Annotated in this window: 17 protein-coding genes and 1 other RNA gene; 11 read left to right on the top strand and 7 right to left on the bottom strand. The window is 65.6% G+C overall.

All coding sequences use genetic code 11. From position 1 onward, the window contains the following. Positions 1 to 28: 28 nt before the first annotated feature. The 3 genes from C8J47_RS08495 to C8J47_RS08485 form a co-directional block, all read right to left on the bottom strand. The gene (locus C8J47_RS08495) at positions 29 to 454 is read right to left on the bottom strand and encodes an MAPEG family protein (RefSeq protein WP_121885251.1); all 426 of its coding nucleotides are present in this window, start codon (positions 452 to 454) and stop codon (positions 29 to 31) included. 197 nt (positions 455 to 651) lie between these two features. After that, positions 652 to 1713: a 1,9-bis(guanidino)-5-aza-nonane synthase gene (locus C8J47_RS08490; protein WP_056048328.1), complete on the bottom strand. Its 1062-nt coding sequence runs from the start codon at positions 1711 to 1713 to the stop codon at positions 652 to 654. A 161-nt stretch (positions 1714 to 1874) separates the two neighbouring features. Next, a complete protein-coding gene (locus C8J47_RS08485) occupies positions 1875 to 3110 on the bottom strand; it encodes a type III PLP-dependent enzyme (RefSeq protein WP_121885250.1) in 1236 nt (411 codons plus the stop codon). 137 nt (positions 3111 to 3247) lie between these two features. Between C8J47_RS08485 and C8J47_RS08480 the strand changes: the two genes are divergently transcribed. Both C8J47_RS08480 and C8J47_RS08475 read left to right on the top strand, forming a co-directional pair. Continuing rightward, entirely contained in the window at positions 3248 to 4210 is a 963-nt protein-coding gene (locus tag C8J47_RS08480; protein ID WP_121885249.1) for a threonine/serine dehydratase, read from the top strand. Next, a complete protein-coding gene (locus C8J47_RS08475) occupies positions 4207 to 4386 on the top strand; it encodes a hypothetical protein (RefSeq protein ID WP_121885248.1) in 180 nt (59 codons plus the stop codon). Before C8J47_RS08480 ends, C8J47_RS08475 begins: the two co-directional genes overlap by 4 nt. 144 nt (positions 4387 to 4530) lie before the next feature. Here C8J47_RS08475 and C8J47_RS08470 read toward each other — a convergent pair whose 3' ends face one another. Continuing rightward, on the bottom strand, positions 4531 to 5187 hold the full coding sequence (locus C8J47_RS08470; protein WP_056048342.1) for an alpha/beta hydrolase: 657 nt from the start codon (positions 5185 to 5187) through the stop codon (positions 4531 to 4533). 81 nt (positions 5188 to 5268) lie between these two features. Between C8J47_RS08470 and C8J47_RS08465 the strand changes: the two genes are divergently transcribed. The 9 genes from C8J47_RS08465 (at position 5269) to C8J47_RS08425 (ending at position 11279) form a co-directional block, all read left to right on the top strand. Beyond that, positions 5269 to 6300, top strand: a complete 1032-nt coding sequence (locus C8J47_RS08465; RefSeq protein ID WP_259467439.1) for a cysteine desulfurase family protein — start codon at positions 5269 to 5271, stop codon at positions 6298 to 6300. Continuing rightward, positions 6297 to 7382 (top strand): cysteine desulfurase family protein, encoded by a 1086-nt coding sequence (locus tag C8J47_RS08460; RefSeq protein WP_121885247.1) that lies wholly within the window; start codon positions 6297 to 6299, stop codon positions 7380 to 7382. Before C8J47_RS08465 ends, C8J47_RS08460 begins: the two co-directional genes overlap by 4 nt. Next, a complete protein-coding gene (locus tag C8J47_RS08455; protein WP_404969260.1) occupies positions 7379 to 7684 on the top strand; it encodes a 2Fe-2S iron-sulfur cluster-binding protein in 306 nt (101 codons plus the stop codon). Before C8J47_RS08460 ends, C8J47_RS08455 begins: the two co-directional genes overlap by 4 nt. 110 nt (positions 7685 to 7794) lie before the next feature. Then, positions 7795 to 8115, top strand: a complete 321-nt coding sequence (locus C8J47_RS08450; RefSeq protein WP_121885245.1) for a hypothetical protein — start codon at positions 7795 to 7797, stop codon at positions 8113 to 8115. A gap of 94 nt (positions 8116 to 8209) precedes the next feature. Then, positions 8210 to 8449, top strand: coding sequence for a hypothetical protein (locus C8J47_RS08445; RefSeq protein WP_121885244.1), 240 nt, complete (start codon positions 8210 to 8212; stop codon positions 8447 to 8449). 57 nt (positions 8450 to 8506) lie between these two features. Then, positions 8507 to 8602: signal recognition particle sRNA small type (ffs, locus tag C8J47_RS08440), an RNA gene on the top strand. A 339-nt stretch (positions 8603 to 8941) separates the two neighbouring features. Beyond that, positions 8942 to 10636, top strand: a complete 1695-nt coding sequence (locus C8J47_RS08435; RefSeq protein ID WP_121885420.1) for a DNA polymerase III subunit gamma/tau — start codon at positions 8942 to 8944, stop codon at positions 10634 to 10636. Continuing rightward, complete coding sequence (locus C8J47_RS08430) at positions 10633 to 10956, top strand: YbaB/EbfC family nucleoid-associated protein (RefSeq protein ID WP_121885243.1); 324 nt, start codon at positions 10633 to 10635, stop codon at positions 10954 to 10956. Before C8J47_RS08435 ends, C8J47_RS08430 begins: the two co-directional genes overlap by 4 nt. A gap of 80 nt (positions 10957 to 11036) precedes the next feature. Continuing rightward, entirely contained in the window at positions 11037 to 11279 is a 243-nt protein-coding gene (locus tag C8J47_RS08425; RefSeq protein ID WP_121885242.1) for a hypothetical protein, read from the top strand. Between the two features lie 100 nt (positions 11280 to 11379). On the opposite strand, the gene mtgA is transcribed toward C8J47_RS08425, so the two are convergent. The 3 genes from mtgA to rpoH are packed head-to-tail and all read right to left on the bottom strand — an operon-like array spanning position 11380 to position 14236. Next, positions 11380 to 12051, bottom strand: a complete 672-nt coding sequence (mtgA, locus tag C8J47_RS08420; protein ID WP_121885241.1) for a monofunctional biosynthetic peptidoglycan transglycosylase — start codon at positions 12049 to 12051, stop codon at positions 11380 to 11382. Positions 12052 to 12060: 9 nt separating this feature from the next. Then, positions 12061 to 13332, bottom strand: a complete 1272-nt coding sequence (locus C8J47_RS08415) for an NAD(P)/FAD-dependent oxidoreductase (RefSeq protein ID WP_121885240.1) — start codon at positions 13330 to 13332, stop codon at positions 12061 to 12063. A gap of 1 nt (position 13333) precedes the next feature. Further along, positions 13334 to 14236 (bottom strand): RNA polymerase sigma factor RpoH, encoded by a 903-nt coding sequence (gene rpoH / locus C8J47_RS08410; RefSeq protein WP_056048373.1) that lies wholly within the window; start codon positions 14234 to 14236, stop codon positions 13334 to 13336. Between the last annotated feature and the right edge of the window lie 16 nt (positions 14237 to 14252).

The raw sequence follows: 14252 nt of genomic DNA, 5'->3' as shown, positions 1-14252 counted from the left end.
CGCGATCAGCGATTATTCGCAAGCGTTCTCAAAACACGGCGAGCGCGGCATGCAGCGTGAGCGCGATGAGCATCAGGCTCGACAGCATAAAGAAGACAAAGCGGGCGCGAACGCGATTGCTGGTCGACTGGACGATGCTGTGAACGATCCGCAGCCCGACATAGGCCCAGGCGATCCAGGCATTGATGCCGTTGCCCGTGCCGCTCAGCGCCAGCACGGCGCAGACCGCGTAAAACAGCGTCGGCTGCTCCATCAGGTGATTGTGATTGTGCGCCTTCCACTGAATGTGCGGCGGGAGCGCGCGGTCAGCATCCGCCGCCTTGGTACCGACGAGCGTCCGCATGTCGACCCCGGCCGCCTTCATCGCCGGCAACCGCGTTGCGAGCGTCCATCCCAGCATCACGAGCGTCCACGCGATCAGCACGACCATCGGTCGCAGGATCTCGCTATGCATGAAAAAGCCTCCCCCGGTTACCCGGAGGAGGCTGCATCAATTGCCCGGAAGGGGCAACGGCATCTCTAATCCTCCCCCGCTAGGGGGAGGTGTCGCGAAGCGACGGAAGGGGAGGCGGCGATAACGTCGGTTCCGCGTCCTCCCCCTCCGTCAGGCAAGCGCCTGCCACCTCCCCTGGCGGGTAAGGATCGTAAGGTTCAGGCCTTGTCGAAGCTCGCGCCCCACTTGCGGACCGGACGGTCCTTCCAGAGGCCACGGTGATACGCATCCGACGCCAGCAACGGCATCACCGAACCGGCCTCAGCGAACACCATCTGCTCGATGCCCGTGTTCACCTTGCCCCACGAAGCCGCTTCCTGCAGCGTCGACGACGAGCATGCACCGTCGCGAACGTCGGCAACCGTGATCTGCACCGCGTACTTATGGACCTGGACGTCGTCGTGACCGAGAATCTCGGCGCAGACGACGGTGTCTTGGATAAAGTTCTTCGGCACGCCGCCGCCGATCATCAGCAGCCCGGTGGTGCCCGCCTTGATCTTGATCTCGGTCAGCTCGCGGAAGTCTGCGATCGCGTCGAGGACCATGTACGGCTTGCCCGCCTTCACCGCGTCGACCTGGTGCTTGACCAGACCGAAGCCGGCCGACGAATCGACGAACGCGGGGCAGAAGATCGGCACGTCATGCTCATAGGCGAGCTTGACGAGGCTGTTTTCCTTCTTGCCATGCTCGACGAGATACTTGCCCATCTCGCGGATGAACTCGCGGCTCGAATAGGCGCGCGGCTCGAGCGTTTCGGCGATCTCGAAGATCGTGTGGTCGACGTGCTGGAGCTCTTCCTCGTCGATATAGGTGTCGTAGATCCGGTCGATCATCAGCGAGCGCAGCACATCGTCGTGCGGCACTTCGAGCGCCTGGTAATGCTTGTGGCCGAGGCCCTCGAAGAAATCCATGTCGACGATCGTCGCGCCGGTCGCGACGATGCCGTCGATCATGTTGTTGCGCAGCAGCTCGGCGTACAGGTCCATGCAACCGCCGGCGCTCGTCGAGCCCGCGATCACGAGGAAGATCGTGCAGTCCTTGTCGGCGAGCATCTGGTTGTAGATGTCGGTCGCACGGCCGAGATCGCGGCTGGTGAACGACATCTTCTTCATCGCGTCGACGATCGGCCGCGCGTCGAAGCTGGTGATGTCGATATGCTCGACGGTGGTGGAAAGGAGTTCCGCCTTGCGCTGCGCGTCGATGCGGGTGTCTTCGGTCATGTCTAATTTCTCCTGATCTCCCCTCCCGCCTGCGGGAGGGGGCTAGGGGGTGGGCGCGCGCTCACCGCGAACGCGCCGGATGTGGAAAACGCGCGCCCACCCCTCGGTCCCCTCCCGCGGCGGGAGGGGAAGACGAAGAGCGAACGATTACTTAGTGTTGGTTACAGCTTGACGACGTTCGACGCACGGTCCTCGAACCGCTCGCCATACAGCGAGACCATCGGCTCGTCGGCAACGATCACCGTCTCGTCCGATCCGAACCCGTTGAACGCGGTCCGCATCGCCGAGCCATACGCGCCGAGCATGCCGATCTCGATGTAATCGCCGGCCTGCGTGTCCGCGGGCAGCATGAACGGGCCGACCATATAGTCCATGTCGTCGCACGTCGGACCATAGAAGCTGAACTCCATGTCCTTCGCACGGCTGTCCGGCTCGCGGAGCAGCTCGGTCGGGAAGCGCCAGCCGATATGCGCCGCATCGAACAGGGCGCCGTACGCGCCGTCGTTGATATACAGCTCGGTCCCGCGACGCTTTTCGACGCGCACGATGATCGACGAATATTCCGCGCACAGCGCCCGGCCCGGCTCGCACCACAGCTCGGACGAATAGCTGACGGGCAGCGATTCGAACGCACGATGGATCGTCTCGAAGAAGTGCTCGAGCGGCGGGGGCTCCATGCCGGGATACGACGACGGGAAGCCGCCGCCGACGTCGATGACGTCGACCGTGACCGCAGCCTCGACGATCGCCGCACGGACGCGTTCCATCGCGTTCGAATAGGCCTCCGGGGTCATCGCCTGCGATCCGACATGGAAGCAGATGCCGAGTGCGTCCGCAGCCTGGCGGGCGGCGAACAGCAGCTCCTTGGCTTCGTGCGGGGCCGCACCGAACTTCGACGCCAGCGACAGCTTCGAATGCTCGGAAGACACGCGCAATCGAACGCAGAGCGTCAGGTCGGTGGCTTCGCGGGTAGCGCGAACGACCTTGTCGAGCTCTTCGAGGCTGTCGAGGCTGAAGGTGCGGACGCCGTGCGTGAAATACGCCTCGGCGATCGCTTCCTCGGCCTTCACGGGGTGCATGAAGCACAGCGTAGCCTCGGGAAGCGTCCGTGCGACCAGGCGCACTTCGGCGATCGACGCCACGTCGTAATGCGTGATGCCATTGTCCCACAGGATCTGCAGGAGTTCGGGAGACGGGTTCGCCTTCACCGCATACATCGAGCGGCCCGGGAACTTCTCGACGAAGAACCGAGCGGCGCGCGCAGCAGCGTGCGGACGAACGAGCGTGACCGAATTGACCGGACGCCCTTTAGCGATGTCGATGCCGCTCCCGATGTGGGAGGTGTCGGCGGTCGAATGGGCTTTCGCTAACCCCAGCGCGATATGATGCTTGACCAATTCAAGGGACCTCCAATGTCCTGAGACAAATTACGAAAACACTGCCTTGCGGTTGGAAGTCCCATGGGGCAGCGGAAGCGCGATCTAGGGTTACGCGCCCCCCATGTAAATAGCGTTTGGCGGATAGGAGACGGCGTGTGACGATTTTGCGACAACCGACGCGGGCGGGTGCGCGGGACGCCGCGGAAAAGATCGCCCGCATCCTCCCGCCGACGCCATTGTTCGTCAGTGAAATCAAGGGCGTACCGGTGGCTTTCAAGGCCGAGTCGTTGCAACCAATCGGCGCGTTCAAGATTCGCGGCGCGTGGCATCGGCTCACCGCATTGGACGAGGCGACGCGACAAAAAGGTGTCGTCGCTTTCTCGTCGGGCAATCATGCGCAGGGGGTGGCGTGGGCGGCGAAGCGGCTCGGCATTGCGGCGACGATCGTGATGCCGTCGGACGCACCGCGACTGAAGCGCGAGTCGACGTTGGCGTTGGGCGCGGAGGTGGTCACCTACGACCGCGCGACCGAGAGTCGCGAAACGATCGCCGCAGGGCTGGCCGAGGCGCGCGGCGCGACGCTGGTGCCGAGCTTCGACGACCCGTGGATCATCGAGGGGCAGGGGAGCACGGGGATCGAAGCCGCTGCGCAGATGGCGGCGCTCGGCATGGGCGTACCGAGCCGCGTCGTCATCCCCTGCGGTGGCGGCGGCCTGTCGGCAGGCATCGCGCTGGCCCTGAAGGACAGCGCGATCACCGTCGTCGAGCCCGAGGGCTGGGACGACATGCGCCGCTCGCTGGAGGCGTCCTGGATCGAACCCGTCGGCCCCAATCCGCCGCCGACCGCCTGCGATTCGCTCCAGACCTTGCGCGTGTCGCCACTGACATTCGATGTCCTCGCGCGCCGCGACGCGACCGGCGTCGCCGTCAGCGAGTCGGAGATCGCCGCGGCACAGCGCTGGGCGGCCGAGAAACTGCGGCTGGTGATCGAACCCGGCGGCGCGGTCGGGTTGGCGGCGGTACTTTCTGGCAAGGTGAAGCTCGAACCCGGCCTGCTCATCATCCTGTCCGGCGGCAACGTCGATCTCGCCGCTTATGCCAAGGCGATGGCCGCATGAACGCCGCGCTGACCTCGATCGCCTCGGCGGCGCCGGCGATCGCGATGCTGGGCATGTTCGCCTGCCTGATCGGCGGTGCCGTGCTTATCGTTAAGAAGCGCGACAAGAAGAAGGGCGTGCTAATGCTAATAATGGCCGCAGTCCTGCTAGCCAACGTAGCGATCTGGACGCTCTAACCTCCCTCGCCCCTGCGGGGAGAGGGAAGGGGCCCGCCGCGCTTGCGGTGGGAAGGGAGAGGGGAATTGGCGCGCGCTGGCCCGTCCCAACTCCCCCTCATCCGACGCTGGCGCGCCACCTTCTCCCCGAGGGGAGAAGGGAAATCACCGGATCGGCGAGTTCGGGTCCAAACGCATGTCGAGATACTTGTCCACGCTCCCCATCAACTCCGGCATCTCATGCTCGAAGAAGTGGTTGGCCTTCGGAATCGTGTCGTGATGGATTGTAATGTGCTTCTGCGTCCGCAGCTTATCCACCAGCTTCTGCGTAGCGCCCGGCGTCGCGACCTCGTCGGCCTCGCCCTGGATGATGATTCCGCTCGACGGGCAGGGCGCGAGGAACGTGAAGTCGTACAAATTCGCCGGCGGTGCGACCGATATGAACCCGCGAATCTCCGGACGGCGCATCAGCAGCTGCATGCCGATCCACGCGCCGAAGCTGACGCCCGCGATCCAGGTCGTCTGCGCCTCGGGATGGAAGCTCTGCACCCAGTCGAGCGCGCTCGCCGCATCCGACAACTCGCCAACGCCGTTGTCGAACACGCCCTGGCTCTTGCCGACGCCGCGGAAATTGAACCGCAGGGTGGCGAACCCACGCCGCTGGAAGGTCTTGTAGAGCTGCTGCACGATCGCGTTGTTCATCGTGCCACCGGCCGACGGATGCGGGTGCAGGATCATCGCGACGGGTGCGCGTGGACGTGGTCCCGGCGCAAAACGACCTTCGAGACGGCCTTCGGGACCGGGAAAAATGACTTCTGGCATAGGCACTCGCGAGCTGGGATACGCACTCGGGTGGAGTGCCGGATTATCGACGCTATATAGGGAACGAGCCCCTTTTCGCAATTGGAACCGACCCTGGCCCGTACCGAAGCCCGCATCTACCTCGATCACGCCGCCACCACGCCGATGCGGCCCGAGGCCGTCGCGGCGGTGATGGAGGGCATGGCGCGCTGGGCGAACCCGTCCTCGCCGCATGCCGAGGGGCGGGCGGCAAGGGCTGCGCTGGAGGATGCGCGCAAGCGGATCGCCAAGGCGCTGGATTGGCCGCATCACGTGATCCTGACCAGCGGTGCGAGCGAGTCCGCAACGCTGGCATTGCGTGGCCGTCCCGGTGTTGCGGTGGCGGCGGTCGAGCACGATGCGGTCCTCCGCGCGGCCGAACAGCCTGTAGTGCTGGAGGTCGACGCAGGCGGTATCGTCGCGGACGGAGAGGGTGCCCAGACGATCGCACTTCAATCCGCGAACAGTGAAACCGGCGTCCTTCAGGATCGCCCCACCGGTCTCTGGATAGCCGACTGCTCGCAGACCGCCGGCAAACTTCCGCTCCCCGATGCAGACCTGATCATCGTCTCCGCGCACAAGCTCGGCGGCCCTCCCGGCATCGGCGCGCTGCTGGTCTGCGATCTCGGTCTGCTCGACCCGACTGGCGGGCAGGAGCGAGGCTACCGCGGCGGCACCGAGAACCTGCCCGGCGCGTTCGGGTTCGCCGCCGCACTCGAAGCCCCTCGCGACTGGTTCCCGGGCATGGCCGATCTCCGCGCCCAACTCGACGAAGCCATCCTGGCGAGCGGCGGCGAGATCGTTGCGCAAAACTCCCCCCGCATCCCCACGATCGCCTCCTACCGAATGCCCGGCGTCAGTTCCGCTGCTCAGTTGATCCGCCTCGACATGGCCGGGTTCGCAGTCTCGGCTGGCAGTGCGTGCTCGTCGGGCAGCATGCGCCCCAGCCACGTGCTCGCCGCAATGGGATATTTCCCCGAAGCCGCCGCCGAAGTCGTCCGCATCAGCTTCGGCTGGACCACGACAGCCGAAGACGTCGCAAAGTTCGCCGAAGCCTGGACGCGGATCGCCCAGGACATAAAGCGAGCCGCATGACCTACCTCGACTATCAGGCGACCACCCCGCTGGCGCCAGAAGCGCTCGCGGCAATGCTCCCCTGGCTCGAATCACAGCACGCCAACCCGCATTCCCCTCACCGCGAAGGTCGCCGCGCCAAAGCAGCGGTCGAAGTCGCCCGCGACCAGGTCGCCGCGCTGCTCCCCCCCGGTGGGCGCGTCGCGTTCACCAGCGGCGCCACCGAAGCGCTCAACTGGGCGATCAAGGGCACGACCGGCCCGATCGTCACGCTCGCCACCGAACACGCCGCCGTCCTAGACACGGTCGCAGCGGAAGCGGCGAGGGGGCGCCAAGTCACGATCCTCCCGGTCAACCCGGACGGCGTGGTCGACCTCGACGAAGCCCGCGCCGTAATCCAACCCGGCACCGGCCTCGTCGCGGCGATGCTCGTCAACAACGAGATCGGCGTCATCCAGCCGATCGCCGCGCTTGCCGAGATCGCCCACGCAGCCGGCGCGTTGATGCTCTGCGACGCGGTGCAAGGTTACGGCCGTGTGCCTGTTCCCGACACCGTCGACCTCATCACGATCTCCGCGCACAAGATCCACGGCCCCAAAGGCATCGGCGCACTCTGGATCCGCGACGGCGTCGAACTCGCGCCGCTGATGCACGGCGGCGGGCAGGAAGCCCCCGGCCGCTCGGGCACGCTGTCACCCGCACTCTGCGCAGGCTTCGGCGTCGCCGCACAACTCATGGCCGGCCGCAAGGCCCAGGACGCCGCGCACATCGATCGCCTCTGGTCGCTCGCACTCGATCGCCTCGGTCCCGACTGGACGATCAACGGCTCGACCGAACACCGCTACCACGGCAACCTTAACGTCTGCCGCGCAAACCTCGACGTGAACCGCCTGATGTCCGACCTCCGCGACATCGCTTTTTCCGCCGGGTCCGCCTGCGCGAGCGGATCGGGCCGCTCCAGCCACGTCCTCCGCGCGATCGGCCTCACCGAAGCGCAGGCCCGCTCCAGCATCCGCGTCGGCTTTGGTCGCGACACCACCGAAACCGAACTCCGCGACGCGATCGATGCGATCGTCACTGCGGCCCAGGCGCAATGGCCATGATCGTCCGCTTCATCGCCCGCGACGGCACCGTCAGCACCGTTGCGGCCAACCCCGGCGACCGCCTGCTCGATGTCGCGCAAGCCGACGACCAGCCGCTCGAAGGCACCTGCGAAGGCCAGCTCGCCTGCGCGACCTGTCACGTCATCGTCGATGCGGCCGGTTTCCTCAAACTGCAGCCAGCAAGCGAGGAAGAGGAGGACATGCTCGATCTCGCGCACAGCGCAACGCGCACCAGCCGTCTCGCCTGCCAGATTCGCCTGACCGACGCGCTCGACGGCTTGACGGTGCGGATCCCCGCTTAGGTCAGCAAAGCTTACAGGAAGACAACGGCCGGTTCAGGCAACGTGCACGGCCGGAGGCACACTACTCCTTCATCGCCTCAATGTACGAGGTCTTGAGAGGAGTACCGGACATGAAGATCATCGCAATGTTCGCCGCTGGCGCGCTGGCCGCGGGAACCCTGGCCGCCTCGGCACCCGCCGACGCGCAGCGTTATGGATGGGACGGTCCGCGCGACGGTCCCGGCTGGCACGATCGTGGTCGCCATGAGGGGCGCGGATGGGATGACCGGCGCGGCTGGGATGGTCCACGCCGCGGCTATCGCGGCTACCGCGATGGTTATCGTGGCGGCGGCTACGGTTATCGCGGCCCGCGCGGCTACGGTCGGTCGCGCGTCGTCTGCCGGATCGAGCGCGGCTATTACGGCCCGGTTCGTCGCTGCTTCGAACGGTGATTCCCGCGCCGATGCGGAACCGCACCGACAGCCTCTAGTTTGGTAACATAGGTTGCAGGGGTCATCAGAACCCGCACCCAGCAGGAGAAGTCCCATGAAGTTGTTCACCCTCGCCGCCGTTGGCCTCGTCGCACTCACCGGCCTCGCGCCCGTCGGCATCGCCGCCGAAGCGTCGGCACAGCGCACCGTCGTCCATGAGCGCACCGTCGTGCGTCATGACGATCGTCGCCCTGGCTATCGTCGTCACGTCGTTCGCACGCGCCAGGTCTGCCGCAACGTGTACCGCAACCATCACCGCCAGCGCGTCTGCCGCACGGTCCGCGTTCGTCGCTGATCGGACGGCCGCCACTAAAGCGACTTGATCATCCCGCCCGACCCCGCCATATGCGCCGCGGGAGTCGGGCGGACGTGGTCGTCGCCAACTTGGTCAGATCCGGAAGGAAGCAGCCACAACGACCCAGCCACGGGTCGTCCCGGCTCCCACCGCGAACGTTTGCAGGCAAACGTGAGCGCGGCCAGCGGCGCCAAGCGCCGACTGACGATGCGGCTAAGCCGCAGCGCAATTCTAAACTTCTCAGTTAGACGGTCGCCCAAGCGTAACCGGGCCGAAACCGCGCCCGATGTTCCCGCAACGTTCCAAATCATTATCCTACACCGCGTCGATGTGGCATAAGCCGCGCATGACCCGCATTGCACGCACCACAGGTTCCGACACACCACGCGCCGGCCTCCCGCCGCACCGAAGTGCAGACCCTTCCCAGCGTGTGAACTTTGTGAACTTCCGACCCCTTCGACAGCACGCGCAGCACCCGCTATGACGACCGCAATGTCAGATTCCTTCGACCTGGGCGAACCCCCGCAGCCGGTGAAAACGCCGGACGCCCCCGCCTACCGCGTGCTCGCGCGCAAATACCGTCCGCAGACCTTTTCCGAGCTGATCGGGCAGGACGCGATGGTCCAGACGCTCGGCAACGCGATCAAGCGCGACCGGCTCGCCCACGCCTTCCTGATGACCGGCGTCCGCGGCGTGGGGAAAACGTCGACCGCCCGTCTGATCGCCAAGGCGCTCAACTGCATCGGCCCCGACGGCGACGGTGGCCCGACGATCGATCCGTGCGGCGTCTGCGAACCCTGCCGCGCGATCGCCGAGGGCCGTCATATCGACGTGATCGAGATGGACGCCGCGAGCCATACCGGTGTCGACGACGTCCGCGAGATCATCGACGCGTCACGCTATTCGGCGGTCACCGCGCGCTTCAAGATCTACATCATCGACGAAGTCCACATGCTGTCGAAGAACGCGTTCAACGCGCTGCTGAAGACGCTGGAGGAGCCGCCTCCCCATGTGAAATTCCTGTTCGCGACCACCGAGGTGAACAAGGTCCCGGTGACGGTGCTCTCGCGCTGCCAGCGCTTCGACCTCCGCCGCATTTCCGCCGAACAGCTCGCCAAGCATTTCGCGTGGGTCTCGTCCGAAGAAGGCGTCGTCGCCGATCCCGAGGCGCTGATGCTGATCGCACGCGCCGCGGAAGGCTCGGCCCGCGACGGTCTGTCGATCCTCGACCAGGCGATCGCGCACGCCGGGCTCGAAGGCGGCGGCGTGACCGCCGACGCGGTTCGCCAGATGCTCGGCCTGTCGGATCGCGGTGCGGTGCGCGACCTGCTGACGCTGATCCTCGCCGGCGACGGGGCAGGGGCGCTCGCCTCGATGCGCCGCCAATATGACTACGGCGTCGACCCGCTGTCGGTCCTTCGCTCGCTGCTCGAAACCGTCCACGGTATCACGCTGACCAAGGTCGGCACGCCGCCGGATGCCGCGCAGCCGATGGAGGAGCGCGCGGCGCGAGAGGACTGGGCGGCGTCGCTCGGCTATCCCGCGTTGCATCGCCTGTGGCAGCTATTCCTCAAGGGCCATGATGAAGTCGCCAAGGCCGCGCTGCCGATCGAAGCGGCGGAGATGGCGCTGTTGCGCGCGATATACGCGTCCACGCTGCCCGATCCCGGTGAGTTAGCGCGCCAGATCGCCAGCGGAGCGGCCCCCGCGGCTACACCAACGGCGCCGCCACCACCTGCACCTCCGTCCGGCGAAGCGCCGCCCTGGAACGCTGGAGCTACGGCTAAGGCGCCCGAACCCGTCGCGACCGGCCCGATCCTGCCGCCGACGTTCGAAGCGCTGGTCGATCTGCTCGATGAATCAGGTGGCCTCGCGATCGCCGCGCGTCTTCGTCACGGCGCACGCGTCGTCAGTTATTCGCCGCCAGAATTCGTCCTCAGCGGCAGCCGTCCCGTCTCGGCCGACACGCTCGCCGAGCTCAACACGCTGTTGAAGAGCGTGACGCGGACCGCGTGGAAAGTGTCGATCGTCGACGCCCCCGGCGCGCCGACGCTGCGCGAGGCGCAGGACGCCGCCGACGCCGCGGTGCGCCAGGCTATTCTCGAATCCCCCATCATGAAGGCCGCGGTGGCAGCGTTTCCCGACGCCCAGCTCGAATCGTGGCCTGGTCAAAGGAGCAACGCATGAAGAATATCGATGAAATCCTCGCCATGGCGCAGAACGTTCAGAGCGAACTCGAAAAGGCTCAAGCCAGTCTCGATACGATCGAGGTCGAGGGCGCGTCCGGCGGCGGCCTCGTCAAGGTGAAGGCGTCCGCCAAGGGCCGCATCATCAACATCGCGATCGACGATTCGCTGATGCAGGTGAGCGAGAGGCAGATGCTCGAAGACCTGCTGACGGCCGCGTTCAACGATGCACGCGCCAAGGCGGATGCGGTGTCGGGGACTGAGATGTCGAAGATGACCAGCGGTTTGCAACTGCCACCAGGCTTCAAGCTGCCGTTCTGAACCAAATCGGGTTCGTTTCGGCGCGGGAACAATCGTTCTTCGGCCGGCGTTGCGCTCTCCAGTAATCAGGGAGAGTCAAAATGGCCGAAGAGCGTATCGTCGAAACCCCGACCACCCACACGACGATCATCGAACGCCGCGGCGGCGGCAGCGGGATGCTGATCGGCATCGTCCTGCTGATCGCGGTCCTAATCGGCGGCTATTACCTGTTCAGCCGCCAAGGCGCGCAGAACAGCAAGGATGCCGCGATTACCTCCGCGGCCAAGAGCGTCGGCAGTGCAGCCGACAAGGCCGGCGACGCGGTCGATAAGTCGACGCAGTAAACTAGAGTATTTTCGCGCGAAGGCGGAACCCGGCCTGGGCTCGCGCCTTCGCGGGAGAACAAGGGGGTAGTAGTTTTAGCTGAATATCTCGGCGGTGCCCTTACCGCAGACAGCTATCCAACCCATTGTTCCGGACAACCGAAACCCGCCGCGACAGCGTATTCCCATGCTTTCGCACAAACCCATGCGGATCGATCGCAGCCCGCTTCTTGGGCAACGGCAGGACAGCGGCAATCCGCCCAGCCTCGGTGGGCGACAATCTCGAAGCGTCGTGGTTGAAATACCGGATCGCCCCAGCGTTCGCGCCATAGGTCCCGATCCCGGTCTCGGCGATGTTGAGATACACCTCCATGATCCGCCGCTTCGGCCACATCGCTTCGATCAGCACGGTAAAATACGCCTCGAACGCCTTCCGCACATAGCCTCCGCCCTGGAACAGGAACGCGTTCTTCGCGGTCTGCTGGCTGATCGTCGAGCCGCCCCGGATCCGCCCCCCTTGAGCATTGCGCGCCGCTGCCCCCGCCATCGCCTTGAAATCGAAGCCGTGATGCGAACAGAACCGCGAATCCTCACCCGCGATCGCCGCCCGCGCCATGTCCGGGTCCATCTCGGACAGCGGCATCCAGTCCTTCGTCACGCCGTGGCCGTTGAGCACGTCGCCCATCATCGTCCAGGTGAACGGCACTGGCACGAAACGGTAGATGCCGACCCACGCGACCGTGATGAGGACGAAAGCGAAGACGATCTTGGCGGCGATGCGGATAAGGCCCATCGCCGCTCCTTATGCGATCGTCGCGTCCTCGCCAATGATTGCGCGGGCCGCGGTAACGCCGGTTTCGTACGCGCCGTGTGCGGTGGAAAAGTCGAACGGGTGGCATGCTTCGCCAGCGAAGTGGATACGGCCGTCGACCGACGCGGCTAGGACGGCGCGCTCGCTGGCCCGGCCGATGCGCGCATGGCTGTAGCTGCCGCCGATATAGGGTTCGTAGCGCCAGCGGGTCGCAGCCAGCGGCGTGAAGCGCTTACGCCAGTCGCTTCCCAGAAGTCCGACGAGTTCGTCAATCGCAAACTGTGCTGCATCGCCGTCCTCCAGCATCTCCGCGCAATCACCGCCAAAGAAGCTCTCGACGATCGGCCAGCCGAACGGCGACAGGCGGTGGCTCGCCGTGCAGGCGATGTACGGGTCGCCGATCAAGTGCGCGTTGGTCGGCCATTCGGGGTGGTCGACGTGGAGGAACACCTTGTCTGCGAGCCCGAGCGGGAGGTCGGCGGCGGCGGCGTGCTTGTGGGGGAGCGGCGGGTCGAACACGATCTGTGATCTGGCGAGGACGGTGGTGGGGACGCAGACGATGACGTGGTCGGCTTCGATCGTGCCGGTCGGGGTGTCGAGTTTAAGGCGACGACCGCTGTGGTCGATGCGCGTTACCGGGGTCGAGAGGCGGATGTTCAGGCCAGCGGTGTAGCTGGCGACTAGCGTCCCGTAGCCTTCTTTGACCGTCCAGTTGTCGTCGGTGGAGGCGTCTTCGTAGGCGGCCCAGTCGTGGAGCGAGACTTGCGCGAGGTTGGCGCCGTTGGCGTAGCCGGAGATCGCGTCGATCTTTGGGCGCCACTTGTCGTCGGGGGCGATGAAGTCGGAGAGGGGGCGGTCGGGGCCTTCAAGGGCGGCTAGCGCTCGCTCGTTCCAATCTTGGTAAGCTGTGGCAGAGGCCGACTGGTCTTCGGGTGGGAAGCCGAGATCGTGCCATTGCGTGCGCCAGTTCGCGTCAGAGCGGTCTACGGTGAAGCCGGTTATCTCCGCGATGGCCGTCCAAGGATTGCGCTGGGCAGAATGCAGCCAGCCACAACCAGCGTCTACATGTTCCCCCGCGAAGGCGGGGGTCCAGTCTGGGCCCCCGCCTTCGCGGGGGAACAAGGAGGCGAGGGGCAGACTGTGGGCTCGGCCACCTAAGCGGTTGCTGGCCTCGACCAACAGGACCTCTCGCCCTGCATCGTGCAGCGTCCGCGTCGCAGCAATCCCGGCCGCACCGCCGCCAATGACGACGGTGCGCACCATGTTACGCTGCCAGCAGGCGCTTCTCGCCGGCAATGCGCATCATCGCCTTCTGCAGCTTCTCGAACGCGCGCACCTCGATCTGCCGCACGCGCTCGCGCGACACACCATAGACCTGCGACAATTCCTCGAGCGTCTTGGGATCGTCAGTCAGGCGACGCTCGGTGAGGATATGCTGCTCGCGCTCGTTGAGGTCGTCCATCGCCGACACCAGCATCGAGTGGCGAACGTCCGCTTCCTGCGCGTCGGCGACGATCTTGTCCTGCAACGGCGCGTCGTCCTGCAGCCAATCCTGCCACTGGCCTTCGCCGTCCTCACGCATCGGCACGTTGAGCGACGTATCGCCGCCCATCGCCATGCGGCGGTTCATGCTGACGACGTCGGTTTCGGCCACACCAAGATCTGTCGCGATCTTGGTGACGTGCTCAGGGCGCAGATCGCCGTCCTCGAACGCATCGAGGCGGCTCTTCATCCGGCGCAGGTTGAAGAACAGCTTCTTCTGCGCGGCGGTGGTGCCCATCTTCACGAGGCTCCACGACCGCAGGATATATTCCTGGATTGAAGCACGGATCCACCACATCGCATAGGTCGCGAGACGGAAGCCACGCTCCGGCTCGAACTTCTTCACGCCCTGCATAAGGCCGATATTGCCCTCCGAGATCAGCTCCGACGTCGGCAGGCCATAGCCGCGATAGCCCATCGCGATCTTCGCCACGAGGCGGAGATGCGAGGTCACCAGCTGCGCCGCAGCCTCCGTGTCGCCATGCTCCTGGAAGCGCTTGGCGAGCATATATTCCTGCTCGGGTTTCAGGAGGGGGAATTTCTTGATCTCGGCGAGATAGCGATTGAGACCCGCCTCGCTGCCGAGCGCAGGAATCGTCGCTGGAACGTTGGAGCGGGCTGCCATGGTCGTAATCCCTTTC

It is taken from the genome of Sphingomonas sp. PP-F2F-G114-C0414, from assembly GCF_003688595.1.
Lineage (GTDB): Bacteria > Pseudomonadota > Alphaproteobacteria > Sphingomonadales > Sphingomonadaceae > Sphingomonas.
Note: the sequence above shows the minus strand (reverse complement) of the source record. Positions and strands in the feature narration are given on the sequence as shown.

Bases quoted from the DNA above. Each gene is read 5' to 3' on its own strand.
- C8J47_RS08495 (WP_121885251.1), bottom strand. From the start codon at position 454: ATGCATAGCGAGATCCTGCGACCGATGGTCGTGCTGATCGCGTGGACG.
- C8J47_RS08490 (WP_056048328.1), bottom strand. From the start codon at position 1,713: ATGACCGAAGACACCCGCATCGACGCGCAGCGCAAGGCGGAACTCCTT.
- C8J47_RS08475 (WP_121885248.1), top strand. From the start codon at position 4,207: ATGAACGCCGCGCTGACCTCGATCGCCTCGGCGGCGCCGGCGATCGCG.
- C8J47_RS08470 (WP_056048342.1), bottom strand. From the start codon at position 5,187: ATGCCAGAAGTCATTTTTCCCGGTCCCGAAGGCCGTCTCGAAGGTCGT.
- C8J47_RS08460 (WP_121885247.1), top strand. From the start codon at position 6,297: ATGACCTACCTCGACTATCAGGCGACCACCCCGCTGGCGCCAGAAGCG.
- C8J47_RS08455 (WP_404969260.1), top strand. From the start codon at position 7,379: ATGATCGTCCGCTTCATCGCCCGCGACGGCACCGTCAGCACCGTTGCG.
- C8J47_RS08450 (WP_121885245.1), top strand. From the start codon at position 7,795: ATGAAGATCATCGCAATGTTCGCCGCTGGCGCGCTGGCCGCGGGAACC.
- C8J47_RS08445 (WP_121885244.1), top strand. From the start codon at position 8,210: ATGAAGTTGTTCACCCTCGCCGCCGTTGGCCTCGTCGCACTCACCGGC.
- C8J47_RS08435 (WP_121885420.1), top strand. From the start codon at position 8,942: ATGTCAGATTCCTTCGACCTGGGCGAACCCCCGCAGCCGGTGAAAACG.
- C8J47_RS08430 (WP_121885243.1), top strand. From the start codon at position 10,633: ATGAAGAATATCGATGAAATCCTCGCCATGGCGCAGAACGTTCAGAGC.
- C8J47_RS08425 (WP_121885242.1), top strand. From the start codon at position 11,037: ATGGCCGAAGAGCGTATCGTCGAAACCCCGACCACCCACACGACGATC.
- mtgA (WP_121885241.1), bottom strand. From the start codon at position 12,051: ATGGGCCTTATCCGCATCGCCGCCAAGATCGTCTTCGCTTTCGTCCTC.
- C8J47_RS08415 (WP_121885240.1), bottom strand. From the start codon at position 13,332: ATGGTGCGCACCGTCGTCATTGGCGGCGGTGCGGCCGGGATTGCTGCG.
- rpoH (WP_056048373.1), bottom strand. From the start codon at position 14,236: ATGGCAGCCCGCTCCAACGTTCCAGCGACGATTCCTGCGCTCGGCAGC.